The sequence below is a fragment of the Hoeflea prorocentri genome (assembly GCF_027944115.1).
Lineage (GTDB): Bacteria > Pseudomonadota > Alphaproteobacteria > Rhizobiales > Rhizobiaceae > Hoeflea_A > Hoeflea_A prorocentri.
Genome location: NZ_JAPJZI010000002.1, coordinates 104674 through 116788, shown reverse-complemented (window position 1 = coordinate 116788; position 12115 = coordinate 104674). Strand labels below are relative to the sequence as shown.

General features: G+C 58.4%; 15 protein-coding genes. 4 read left to right on the top strand and 11 right to left on the bottom strand.

The window, feature by feature from the left end; translation table 11 throughout:
* Positions 1-26: 26 nt before the first annotated feature.
* From tmpT to OQ273_RS22145, 3 genes are all read right to left on the bottom strand, one after another.
* The gene (gene tmpT / locus OQ273_RS22155) at positions 27-665 is read right to left on the bottom strand and encodes a thiopurine S-methyltransferase (protein WP_267993286.1); all 639 of its coding nucleotides are present in this window, start codon (positions 663-665) and stop codon (positions 27-29) included.
* A gap of 516 nt (positions 666-1181) precedes the next feature.
* A complete protein-coding gene (locus OQ273_RS22150) occupies positions 1182-1820 on the bottom strand; it encodes an SAM-dependent methyltransferase (protein WP_267993285.1) in 639 nt (212 codons plus the stop codon).
* Positions 1821-1823: 3 nt separating this feature from the next.
* Positions 1824-2735, bottom strand: coding sequence for an NAD(P)/FAD-dependent oxidoreductase (locus OQ273_RS22145; RefSeq protein ID WP_267993284.1), 912 nt, complete (start codon positions 2733-2735; stop codon positions 1824-1826).
* Positions 2736-2863: 128 nt separating this feature from the next.
* Between OQ273_RS22145 and OQ273_RS22140 the strand changes: the two genes are divergently transcribed.
* On the top strand, positions 2864-3325 hold the full coding sequence (locus OQ273_RS22140; RefSeq protein WP_267993283.1) for an Rrf2 family transcriptional regulator: 462 nt from the start codon (positions 2864-2866) through the stop codon (positions 3323-3325).
* 139 nt (positions 3326-3464) lie between these two features.
* Here OQ273_RS22140 and OQ273_RS22135 read toward each other — a convergent pair whose 3' ends face one another.
* From OQ273_RS22135 to OQ273_RS22125, 3 genes are all read right to left on the bottom strand, one after another.
* Positions 3465-3956 (bottom strand): hypothetical protein, encoded by a 492-nt coding sequence (locus OQ273_RS22135; RefSeq protein WP_267993282.1) that lies wholly within the window; start codon positions 3954-3956, stop codon positions 3465-3467.
* Between the two features lie 107 nt (positions 3957-4063).
* Positions 4064-4417 carry a DUF1801 domain-containing protein gene (locus OQ273_RS22130; RefSeq protein ID WP_267993281.1) on the bottom strand — a complete coding sequence of 118 codons (354 nt, stop codon included), beginning with the start codon at positions 4415-4417 and terminating at the stop codon, positions 4064-4066.
* A gap of 66 nt (positions 4418-4483) precedes the next feature.
* Positions 4484-4870 carry a nuclear transport factor 2 family protein gene (locus OQ273_RS22125; RefSeq protein WP_267993280.1) on the bottom strand — a complete coding sequence of 129 codons (387 nt, stop codon included), beginning with the start codon at positions 4868-4870 and terminating at the stop codon, positions 4484-4486.
* A gap of 198 nt (positions 4871-5068) precedes the next feature.
* Here OQ273_RS22125 and OQ273_RS22120 point away from each other — a divergent pair, with 198 nt between their 5' ends.
* The 3 genes from OQ273_RS22120 to OQ273_RS22110 all read left to right on the top strand — a co-directional run bounded on the left by OQ273_RS22120 (position 5069) and on the right by OQ273_RS22110 (position 6672).
* Positions 5069-5401, top strand: a complete 333-nt coding sequence (locus tag OQ273_RS22120) for an ArsR/SmtB family transcription factor (RefSeq protein WP_267993279.1) — start codon at positions 5069-5071, stop codon at positions 5399-5401.
* On the top strand, positions 5398-5868 hold the full coding sequence (locus OQ273_RS22115) for an SRPBCC family protein (protein ID WP_267993278.1): 471 nt from the start codon (positions 5398-5400) through the stop codon (positions 5866-5868). The genes OQ273_RS22120 and OQ273_RS22115 overlap by 4 nt, the downstream gene beginning before the upstream one ends.
* 192 nt (positions 5869-6060) lie before the next feature.
* Positions 6061-6672 carry a LysE family translocator gene (locus OQ273_RS22110; RefSeq protein WP_267993277.1) on the top strand — a complete coding sequence of 204 codons (612 nt, stop codon included), beginning with the start codon at positions 6061-6063 and terminating at the stop codon, positions 6670-6672.
* Between the two features lie 72 nt (positions 6673-6744).
* Here OQ273_RS22110 and OQ273_RS22105 read toward each other — a convergent pair whose 3' ends face one another.
* From OQ273_RS22105 to OQ273_RS22085, 5 genes are read right to left on the bottom strand one after another with little or no spacing between them, the layout of a single operon-like run.
* Entirely contained in the window at positions 6745-8133 is a 1389-nt protein-coding gene (locus tag OQ273_RS22105) for a dipeptidase (RefSeq protein ID WP_267993276.1), read from the bottom strand.
* Positions 8130-9404 carry an amidohydrolase family protein gene (locus OQ273_RS22100; RefSeq protein WP_267993275.1) on the bottom strand — a complete coding sequence of 425 codons (1275 nt, stop codon included), beginning with the start codon at positions 9402-9404 and terminating at the stop codon, positions 8130-8132. The genes OQ273_RS22105 and OQ273_RS22100 overlap by 4 nt, the downstream gene beginning before the upstream one ends.
* A gap of 29 nt (positions 9405-9433) precedes the next feature.
* Positions 9434-10492 carry an ABC transporter ATP-binding protein gene (locus tag OQ273_RS22095; protein ID WP_267993274.1) on the bottom strand — a complete coding sequence of 353 codons (1059 nt, stop codon included), beginning with the start codon at positions 10490-10492 and terminating at the stop codon, positions 9434-9436.
* 4 nt (positions 10493-10496) lie between these two features.
* A complete protein-coding gene (locus OQ273_RS22090; RefSeq protein ID WP_267993273.1) occupies positions 10497-11288 on the bottom strand; it encodes an ABC transporter permease in 792 nt (263 codons plus the stop codon).
* Complete coding sequence (locus tag OQ273_RS22085) at positions 11285-12112, bottom strand: ABC transporter permease (protein WP_267993272.1); 828 nt, start codon at positions 12110-12112, stop codon at positions 11285-11287. The genes OQ273_RS22090 and OQ273_RS22085 overlap by 4 nt, the downstream gene beginning before the upstream one ends.
* Between the last annotated feature and the right edge of the window lie 3 nt (positions 12113-12115).

Sequence of the window (12115 nt, the reverse complement as noted above, 5' to 3'; positions counted from 1 at the left end):
CAGCGCATCCACCTGATTTCAGGGCATCACGCCGGCTCAATCAGCCACGCATTCTCACTGCCGCCGCATCGTTTCGAAATCGGCCCGGTCATCTCACGGCTCTCCAGCAGTTCAGTCCGGTATCGGCCACCGTAGAGCACATCGATTTCGTCCGCGGGAACCGAGAAGGGCGGCCCGTCCATCTGCGTCTGGTCATAATCCAGCGTGATAAGAAATTGTCGGGCGAAATTGGTGATTTCGAACAGGTGCCGCACATATCTGCGTCTTAAGGAGACGGGAAGCGCGATAAGCGCCGCGCGGTCGTAAACGGCGTCGACAGACCCGATCATGTCCGGGGTGAGACCAAAAAAGTCACCGGCAAAAAGATCGAGAGCCGCCGCACTGTAATGGCGGTGCTGCCCCACCATCCGCACCTGCGGGCTCAACCCGTTTCGCTCAAATACCTCCTCGACAGCCCGTTGGTTGAATTCGACACCGATCACATGATGTCCGTTGCCGACGAACCAATCGAGATCAACGGCTTTTCCGCACAGCGGAACGAATACCCTGCTGCCAGGCTCAAGCTTCAGCCTCGCATAATGGCTGGATAGCAGAGAATTCGGCTCCGCCTCGTGAAAACCGATCCTGTTGTCACGCCACCGGGCCTGCCAGAAATCCTCATCCATCGCTATCCGTTTCTCCTTGCCAAGTCCCTATTGCCGTGAATGATACGGCTTCAAGTTCACTTGAGGTCAAGCGCAAAAGGAAATCGGGCGCATTTGATATTGCAAAGGTTACGCGAAAGAGCGACTTACCGGCAGGGCCGGAACAACCCATGGCCTTTCTACAAAACCATTAAACCCGCGCATGCGATCGACCAGTGCGCCATCCTACTCATCCGTTCTCGTGTTAAGCGCCGGAGACAAGAATTGCGCCGGGATATCCTCTGCCTCCGGCTTCAAAGGCTATTGCGCAGGTCTTGATCAGGACGAACCGCCGGCCGCGCCCATTGTCGGCCAGCGGAACGCGTCACCATGCTGGGTCCCGTCCGCACGACTTTGCGTATGTGTCGGCGGAGCAAGCGCCAACCGGTTGGGAACTATCGAACCGTGGGACAACTCCACTGGCAAACGAGCGCCTGCATGACGGCATCTCTCGCAACGGGCCTATCCGAATACTGATCAATGACCTGCTCGACGGCACTAGAGGCGACGAAGGAAGACAACGTTGTCACGCACGGTCGCTTCCTGGTTATCGGGACCCTTCGCGACACGTTCAACCGCATCGATGTAAACAGGCTCCCAAACGCCTGCATCAAGATCAAGTTCCTGAAATGCTTCTTCCGCTGTTGGATACTGCGTATCGGACGGCGCCCAGGACCAAGGCGCGCGGGACCCGTGTTCGATGATCAGAAGATGACCGCCGGAGACGATAGATGCAGCGGCGCGTCTGAAAACCTTTGCACGCGGAAGCCCCACCGGTGAGTGGAAAAAACTCGCCAGTACAAGATTGAAACTGCCGGCCGGAAAGCTGTTGGCAAGATCATACTGCTCAAATGAAATGCGATCCGACACGTCCTCCCTTCGGGCATTTTCGGCAGCATATGCCAGCGCGGTCGAAGAGATATCGACCGCAACCACCGTCCACTTGCGCTTCGCCAGCCAGACCGCGTCGTCCCCCTTGGCACAGCCCATATCGAGCGCGTGTCCGGGCGCGAGCGCCTTTGTGAAGCGCTCGACAACAAGTCCCGGTCGACCGCGGGAAATTGGCGAGGCCTCACCGTAGACATCTTCCCAGAAATCTTCGGCCGTTTTGCCGGAGTCGCTGATCTCTTGTGGCATGACTTAAACGGCCTCCGCTGCGGTAAAGATCAAGGAGCGATGGGCGGCGGCAGCCGCTCTTACGCCGCTGGCCGCCGACAGGGTTGCATTTGACATAGCCGACGCCACATCGCCTGCCGCAAAGACACCCGGCACTGACGTTTGCTGATGTCCGTCAACCGCGATGAGATGACCGGTCGGACCATCGTCCAGGACGCAACCAAGGCTGACTGCAAGGTTTCCGGTGATTTCGGTTTTGGGCGCCACGAAAAGCCCGGCCAGTTGAACGGTTCTGTCGTCGGCCAGTCGAACCGCCTCGAGGGTTTGCCCATGCCCAAGGAGCTCCATGACCGGCGCGCATTCAACGGTCACATCCCGCTCCGCGAGTATGCCTTCCTGATCTTCGTCAAGTTTCAGCGTGTTCTGGAGGAACAAGGTCGTTGGTCCCCAGTCCGCAACCAGCATCGCCTGGTGAAAGGCCAGTTCGCTGTCGCCCAGAACACCGATGGGCTTCTGGCCCAACTCATATCCGTGGCAGTAGGGACAATGGAGAACTCCAACGCCCCAGCGTTCCTCAACTCCGGGGATGGGTGGCAACCTGTCGCGAATACCGCTGGCAAGAATCAGCCGGCGCCCGGAGACCGAAGTGCCATCGTCCTGCGCTACCTGGAACCATCCGTCGGTTGTCGAAACACCGATGGCCTCGCCATGGCTGCGCTCAACTGTTCCGTAGCGATCCAACTGGTCCGAGAAGGTAAAGATCATGTCTGCCGGCGGGACGCCATCCTGGCCCAGAAACCCGTGCGAAGATCGAGCAAAACGATTGCGCGGCCGGCCCGCATCCAGCACCAAAACGCGGCGCCTGGCGCGTCCAAGCTGCAGCGCCGCTGCCTGACCGGCAAAACTGCCTCCGACAATGATGACATCAAACCGCATAGGTGCCTCCTTTTCATGCATCATTCTGTGTTACATGATAGCTCGGCACAGAGTCAACTCACAAAACACTGATTGTTACATGAGGCATTCGGCGTTAAGTTGCGGGGGATATAGTCAAAGGACCCATCATGCCCCGTGACAGCCGGATGTCCCGCATCCTTCACGTTCTGATCCACATGGACAGACACGTACAGCAACCGACATCAGCGCAGATTTCCAAGATGCTCGGAACCAATCCGGTCGTTGTGCGCCGCATGATGTCGGGCCTGCGTGAAAGAGGCCTCGTCAAGTCGGAAAAGGGCCATGGTGGCGGCTGGCACCTGACCAAAAGCCTTGCCGAAACCACGCTTCTCGATGTCTATCTGGCGATCGGTGAGCCGCCCCTTTTCAATATCGGGCCTGATAGCGAGCAACCCGAGTGCCTTGTCGAACAGGCGGTCGACGCGCGCATGACCAAGGCCCTGAGCGAGGCGGAAGTCCTTCTGCGGGAACGGTTTGCGGCGATTACGGTGGCAGATCTGGCGGAAGATTTTGAGCAGCGTTTCGCCGAACAGAAACCGAGAGCGGCTGCATCCAAAAGCTGCGCCTGATCCGACAGGTCCGGCCGAGAAGATGGTCACCTTAGGTAACCGCACAGCGATCGTCCTTGAAGCCTCTCGTGGAAAGGCGGAGGCGTCATGTCCCGTTCGGACATGCCTGAATATCGAGCAGAGCGATTGAGAAGACGAGCTAGTCTGGACCCGGTCTGTCAAGGAAGGCGGCGAGCCACCAGACACCGAATAAAATAGGGAAAGACAGGAGAGGCCCGGCCAGAATGGCGGTCCAACCGGCCTGCTGACCGAGTGATATCGCAACCCACAGCGAGGGCGGCAGCATGAATGCCAGCCCGCTCAATGTGCCGGGTTGTATTGCCTTAAGGTGTAGCGAGATGATCATCTGGACAACGGCGTTCAAAGCCAGGGCCGATGCGATCGCGACAACAATCCACACCATGTTGAGTGTCAAAGAGACGGTACAAACAACGATCACCAGAATTGAAACGAAGACGAGGGCCAGCCATCGCACCCTGTCGTTCTGAACCGGAAACATGTGTCGAACCGCTGCTGTGTCCGGCAGTTTCGGACCGCCGCCCCGCCACTCGGCATAATTCTGGATCAGAAAGCCCCCAAACATCCCGGCAATAGCCAACAGGTCTGCTGGCGAAACGGTCACGGATTCCATTTTTTGAATGCCATTCTCGTCAAACGTCTGGTCAACAATTCAGCACATGCACGCAATCACGCTGGAACGATCTCAGTGGCGGGTTTGTTTACGTTTATGATCAGCAATTAGGGCTTCATGTCGTCGCACTGCCTGACAAAGTTAATAAGCACGGACTGATCGATGGGCCGGTCCGGAAAAACCTGCAAATGCTTGCTCGGTTTGCCGGACCCTTTCAACACGCCATCCGGGTCGCAAAGCTCAGCGCTTTTCAAGAAGCCGAAATTGACGTGATCGCGCCCGCCGAAAAGATAAATGACCGGCACCTTGTTTGCATTGTAGAAAATCGGGGCACCATATTTCATGCCCTCACCGGCCCCGGGCAGCGTTTCATGGATAAATGCCCGCAATGTCTCCAATAGCGGCTGAACAGCATCGGGGCAGTCGCGGATATACTCATCAATGGTCTTGTGTTTCGGCATCGTCCCAGGCTCCGGTTCCGACATCAGGGATGCTGGGCATCCTGACAATTACGAAGAACTGCGTTGTTATTCGATTGCCGCCGGCACATGCAGGGACGGGATGTCCCAGGCCTCGGCTATCCGGCCGTCGACAAACCGCCATACGACAACAGCATCGATGACAATCGACTCACCCTCAATGGTCATCCTGTCCCTGACATGGACAACCACCAGCTCGTCTCCCATGGCCGTTATGGAAACGGGTTCCACCCTGAAGGTTCCGCCCGTCGTCCCACCCATCTTTTGAAAGAAGGTCTGCAGCCCTTGCAGACCGGCATAATCGCCCTCAACGTCCGGCAGTTTCGGATTGAAGAAATGCCATACGAAATCCGGCGATATCAGATCGGCCGACCCTGCCAGATTGCTCAGGTCCAGTCGTTTCAACGCCGCGACATTGGGATGATCTTCAGCCATAACACCACTCAGTTCCTTGCAGCGGGAGCACCGTGCCGACTTTAGGACACCCGGCACAAACGGCATTGCGCTGAATCAAGTCCGATACGGCAAACCGGCCGCATTTGTCCCGATTGCAAATGACGGCTCTGGGGAAGGTGGAGAGAGGGCCTTATATTCGTATGTTGCTATATAGCGAAAATGCTATACTATGTGCTCATGCATTCACTCGATACAATTTTCCACGCTCTCTCCGATCCGACCCGCCGAGCCATTCTTGCCCGGCTTGCCGAAGGAGAGGCCACAGTCGATCAAATCCGCGAGCCCTTCTCGATGTCGCAACCCTCAATCTCACGCCATCTCAAGGTGCTGGAAAGGGCGGGGCTGATTTCGACACGCGTTGACGGCACGTCACGGCCACGCCGAATTGAACCGGCAGCCCTTACGCCCATTGAGGACTGGCTGGATCGATACCGCATGATTTGGCAGGAGAATTACACCCGGCTCGACGATGTCCTGAACGACCTGAAGCAGGAGGATGATACGCCATGAGGCCCCTTCGGATGACAACGCCGACCGATACGACGATCGAAATCGTGCGCAGCTTCGATGCCCCCAGGCCTCTTGTCTGGCGGGCTCATACAGAACCGGCTTTGGTAAAGCGCTGGCTGACCGGCCCGTCCGGACATACCATGCCGGAGTGCGAGATCGACCTGCGCATCGGGGGCACCTATCGCTATGTCTGGGAATGGCCCGATGGCCGCATGTCGGCAACCGGAAGATTTCGCGAGATCGAAACGGAAAACCGCCTTCTGCTGACCGAAATTTTCGATGTCTTCCCGGACAACGAAACGCTCGTTGAACAGCTCTTTACCGAGAGGGATGGCCAAACATTCGTCACGATGAACCTGCACTATGACAGCAAAGCCACAAGAGATGGTGTATTGAAAAGCCCCATGGATGAAGGTCTGGAGGCGAGCTATCGCAGCCTCGATGCACTGGTGTCCGGCACGGTGTAACGAGCGCTGCGGTCGACCTGAACGGCACATTGGGAGATGTCAGCGATCGCATAAATGTTTCCAGCGCCCGCAAGCCCGGCATACCGCAACTGGTCGCCCGGGCCTGTGAAGACCCAAAAGACCGTTAGGCAGCATTTAGAACATTGATCGAATGCGATCTCCGGATACGGTTTTGCCAAAAGGGACAACGACATGACGTGGCAGCAATTGCTGATTTTTCTTCCGGCGGCCTTCCTCCTGGGTGCGTCTCCCGGTGCAAATAACCTCCTGGCATTTGTTTCAGCCACGAAAGCGGGCTGGTTCCGGACCGCGAAGAGCATCATCGGGCGCATGGCCGCCTGGGCGGTTCTCGTTGTGCTGATTTCGCTTGGACTGGATGTCTTGCTTCAGACGTCGGAACTTGCCTTTCTGGTGCTTAAATGGGCCGGTGTCGCATATCTGACCTATCTTGCATGGCAGTTGTGGAACGCGGAGAGCGACACCGAAATCAAGGCGCCCGAGGTATCCACGCTCATGCGACGCGAGTTCCTTACGCTGATGGGCAACCCCAAAGCCTATCTTTTGCTGACTGTCTTCCTGCCTCAATTTGTGAACGAGTCTTCGCCGCTCATGCCGCAGCTCTTCATGCTTGGAGCCACTTATGTGACAGTCGAGGCTATAGCGGCATTGCTTTGGGTGACGGCCGGTACACTGGTTGGCGCACATGCACTTACGCCGTTGAGACGACGCATCATCAATCGCGCTTCGGCCGGGCTGATGGGCACGGTAGCTGTCCTTTTGGCGCGCTCCGAAAAAACTGCGTAGGATTGAGACCGGTCATTCGCCTTCCTTGCTGTGCTTTCAGCCGCCGACCTCCATAGGCTTCGCATTTTCTGCTCAGTTTGCATGCGCCAGCGCATGCAGGATGCGCACCCAGGACCGCGTCCCCTTATGGTAGCTTGAGAGATCGTATTTCTCGTTGGGGCTGTGAATGCGGTTGTCGAACCGGCCGAACCCCACGAGCAGCGCATTCGTCCCCAGGCGGCGCTCAAATTCGCCGATGATCGGGATCGATCCGCCGGTTCCGGCAATGGCGGCCTTGGTTTCCCATTCTTCGCTCAAGGCCTTGAGCGTGGCCTGCATGAAGGCGCCATCGGTGGGCATAGACGTGGCCGGCGACAGGCCATGATCGGCAAATGTGACATCACAATCATCGGGCAGTTGATCTCGGACATGCCGCTGGAAGGCCGCACGGATTTTTTCCGGGTCCTGGCCGGCAACCAGGCGGAAGGAGATTTTTGCATGCGCCTTTGCCGGAATAACTGTCTTGAATCCCGGCTCCGTGTAACCTGACCAGATCCCGTTGATCTCGCAGGTGGGCCGCGCCCAGACCTGCTCAAGGATCGTCCGGCCCGTTTCGCCTGCCGGGATATGCAAGCCGATATCGGTCAAAAAGGCTTCTTCGTCGAAGGGAAGCTCCGCCCATAATTCGGCAATGGCGGGGTCAAGATCCTCCACGCCGTCGTAAAAGCCATCGATCAGGACTGATCCATTTTCTCCGCGCAGGCTGGCTATCACATCACCCAATACCTGCCCGGCATTACGTGCGGCATTTCCGAACATACCGGAATGCAGGTCTCGATCGGCGCAGGTAATCGTCAGTTCCTGCCCGACCAGGCCGCGCAGCATGGTGGTCACCGCCGGCGTATCGCGGTCCCACATATCGGTGTCACAAACCAGAACCGCATCGCATCTGAGCTCCTCCGCCGTCTTTTCCAGGAACCCGGCAAGGCTTCCGCTGCCGCTTTCCTCTTCCCCCTCGAACAAAAAGGACACGTTGAGCGGCAGGGAGCCACGCACATCGATAAATGCCCGGCACGCCTCGACAAACGTCATCAGTGCGCCCTTGTCGTCGGAAGCCCCGCGCCCGACAATATGGGTCTCGCCATCGGGCTGCGGACGCAGAACCGGCTCAAACGGGTCAGTGTCCCACAGCTCCAGCGGATCGGCGGGCTGCACGTCATAGTGACCGTAAAACAGAACATGCGGCCCATCGGTCTTTGGCCCATGACCGACCACCATCGGATGCCCTTCGGTCTCGCGAAGATTAGCATCGAACCCCATGGAGCGCAGATCCGCAGCCAGCCATTCCGCTGCCCGGCGCACGTCGGATGCATGCGACGGATCAGTCGAAATCGACGGAATACGCACCAGCTCGAACAGCCGCTCCAGTCCTTTGTCGATGCCGGCATCCACATGGTCCAACACATCTTTGACTGCGCTCATAAATCCTTCTCCAACTGTTCGATATGGGTTTCAAAGTCTTTTGCGATCCGGTTCGCATTTGCAACGATGCGTTCCTGCTCAAGCGTCGCGACCGCGCCGTCCCGCATCAGCCACTCGCCGGCCACCATCGTTGCCCGGATGTCACCGGCCGAAAGCACAAACACCAGGGCCGAGTATATGTCATAGAGCGGCTGCGCCCTCGGCTCATCCAGGCTGACACGGATCAGATCGGCCGATTTGCCGGGCTCCAGCGAGCCGATCCTGGCTTGCAGCCCCAGCACGTCCGCACCTTCGATCGTCGCCATGGCAACGATATCGCGCGCTGGCAGAGCGCTGCGGCTGCCATTGGCAATGCTTTGAAACATCGATGCGGGCGCCATCTGCGCAAAGAGATCGAGCGTATTGCCGCTCATGGCGCCGTCGCTGGCAAGACCGACGCGAACGCCCCGCTCTCGCATCATCGCAACAGGCGCGATCCCGCGTCCCGCCTTGCCGTTCGAGCGTGCATTATGCGCTACGCCGACGCCGGCTTCGGCCAACTGCACGGCCTCGGCCTCATCGATATGCAGACAATGCGCGGCGATCAGCCCGTCGCGCAAAAGACCCGATTGAGCAACAAGCTCCACCGGCCGCACACGATAGTTGTCAGCGCACCAGCGCATCTCGTGCTCGCTTTCGGCAAGATGCATCTGAACCCGGGCGCCCGGATTATCCTCAGCCCATTCGGCCACGCGTTGCATCACGTCCGGTCCGGTCGAATAGGGCGCGTGCGGAGCAATCGAGGGAATGACGCGTGGGTGATCGCCAAACCGGTCCACCAAGGCATCACAGCGGGCAAAGCCCTCGTCGAAACTGTGGTGATCCGGGGGTGAAAAGTCGCCGATTGTTTGCCCGACAATGCCGCGCAATCCGCTTTGGTCGATCACCTCGCCAACCACATCCTCGAAATAATACATATCCGCGACACAGGTCACACCGCCACGGATCAACTCCAGCGCCGCCAGTTCGCTGCCGGCGCGCACCACATCCGCGGTCACGCAATCGCGCTCCAGCGGCAGGATATAGCGATAGAGCCTGTCATCGACATCCTCGCCGAGACCGCGAAACAGCGTCATGGCCATATGACAATGGGTATTGACCATGCCCGGCATGATCAGGTCGCCGCTCATATCCAGCGCCTCGCGCGGCGCATCGCCCTCGCCCAAGGCCTTTATCTTGCCGTCTTCGATCTCAATCCAGCCACACAAGATCTCCCGCCGGGCAGGGTCCATCGGAAGAATTCGTGCATTGCCGAGGATCATCAGTCAGAGACCGGAAGCAGACAGCACTGATCCGGTTTCGGCACCAGCACCGCCTCCGTGCCCGGTTCCAGCGGCTGGGCGATCGATCCGTTGGCGACGATCTCGCCGGCGGGCGTCTCGCATCGATATTGGTAGGCGCGCCCGAGATAGGTTCGCAGTCCCAGACTGACCGGTATTCCGGCGCCCTCGGAACGGACCTCGAGCCCGTCGGCTCTTGCCGCAAACAGGAACTCCCGCGCCGGTACGGTGTGATCGGCCGCACTCAGTTCGATTTGCCCGCCCCCGACCATCTCGGCACGGACCTTGCCGTCGGATTCGCCAACGACGCGCATCTTGATCATGTTTTCAAAGCCCACGAAGTTGGCGACGAACGCATTGGCCGGCTTTGAATACAGCACCTCCGGCGTATCGAGCTGCATGACCTTGCCGTCGTTCATGATCGCCACGCGGTCCGAGATCGAAAAGGCCTCTTCCTGGTCATGGGTCACGTAGAGCGCGGTCCGTTCTCCGGCCTGCTGCATCCGACGGATTTCGACCCGCATCTCGACCCTCAGCTTGGCATCAAGGTTCGAAAGCGGTTCGTCAAACATCATCAAAGGCGGGTCGATCACCAACGCACGCGCCAGCGCCACCCTTTGGCGCTGACCGCCGGAAAGAGCGGACGGCACCCTGTCGGTCAAATGGGCAAGGCCCACCCGTTCCAGCATTTCGCCGGCCCGCTGACGCCGTTCACGCGTATTGATCCCGCGCTGTTTCAGCCCGAAGGCGACATTGTCGAGAACGCTCAAATGCGGAAACAGCGCATAGGTCTGGAACACAAGCCCGATATTGCGTTTATGCGCAGGCAGCCGCGTCAGGTCAACATCACCCAGCCGGATAACCCCGCGTGTCGGTTGCAGGAACCCGGCGACCGCCCGCAAGGTCGTCGTCTTGCCGCAGCCCGAAGCACCTAAAAGAGAGACCAGCTCGCCCGCCCTGACATGCAGTGACAGATCTTCCAGCACCTGTGTCTGGCCGTAATGCGCATCGATGCTTTCAATGGATAGTGAAACCGTCATCTTATCATTTCGTCAGGAACGTTAGGCCAAGGGTAAACTCGACGGTCGCCATGACCGCCACGGTGACCAGCATCAACAGCACCGAAACGGATGCAATCGTCGGGTCGAAAAACTGCTCCATATGCGCAAGCAACTGGATAGGCAGCGTCGATATGCCCGGCCCTGTCAAAAACAGAGAGATCGACACATCGTTGATGGAGGTGATGAACGCCAGGATAAATGCGGCGATGACGCCGGCGCGCACATTCGGCAGCACAACGGTCAAAAAGGCACGCCAACGCGGGCAGCCCAGAGAGACCGCCGCCTCCTCGATGGAAAAGTCGAACGAGGCCAGCGACGCCGAGACGACACGAACGCAGTAAGGCAGCACCAAAAGCGCGTGTCCAATGACAAGCGACGGATAAATCGCCACGCCCATACCGGCGGTGATCGACTTCATGATCGAAAACCCGAGCACGATTTCCGGCACGAGAATGGGGAGCACAAAAACCGTGCTGAGGAAGCTTGGCAGTTCGATCCGGTAGCGGCTCAAGGCGTAGGCTGCCGGAATTCCCACAAGCAGCGAAAGGCTGGTGCCCAGAAGCGCCAGCGTAAAGCTGGTGCCCATGGTGCGGGTAAAGGCAGACACCTCGAAAATATTCTCATACCAGCGAAGCGTTATCCCCCTCGGGGGAAAGGTCAGAAAGCTCGTATCGCTGATCGAGGCGCCGATGATGATAACCAGCGGCCCGACAAGAAACACAAAGACCAGCGCTGTAAAACCGATCAAGAGGGGATGTACACGCCTGGTCATCATACGGCCGCCGGATTCAGTCGCTTGGCCAGGCGGCTCATCACGTAAACGATGGTAATGGTCACAATGGTCATGATCGCCGCGATGGTCGAGGCGCCGATCCAGTCAAAGGTGACCATTGCTCTTTGATGAAGGAAGGTGCCCATCATCATCTGCTGTTCCCCGCCAAGCAGTTGCGGCGTGGCGTAAGACGTGAACGAACCGGTGAAAACCAGTACCGCCCCGACGATCAATCCGGGCACGGCGAGGGGAAAGACGATTTGCCAGAACCGGGCAAAAGGCGATGCGCCAAGCGAGGCGGCGGCATCGACATATTCGTCCGGAATGCTCTCAAGGACACCGACAATCGTCAAAATCATCAGTGGCACAAAGAGGTAGACCATCGCGATGATGACGGACCCCTTTGTGTAGAGCATGGACAGCGGCTCGGAGATAATGCCGAGCGACAGCATGATCTCGTTGGCAATGCCGTTTTTGCCGAGGATGATCAGCCACGCAAAGCTGCGCACGACCACCCCCGTCAAAAGCGGGAACACAGCGGCAACAATAAGGATACCCTTCCACGATCCCGGCGCGCGCGAGACGACATAGGCCGTCACGAACCCGATCAGCAACGAGATCACGGTAGTCACAAGAGCGATTTCGGTTGTGCGCCACAGGACGGCGCGGCGGAACGGGCTTGAGAAGAAGTTCACATAATTCGAGAACCAGCCCGATCCGTCAAGAAACGTCGTGGAAAAGGTCCCGCCGACCGGCCATCCCAGAAAGATGACCACGGCCAGCGTGGCTGGCATCACAAGATACCAGCCCAGTTGCCGTGCCGTCATGGA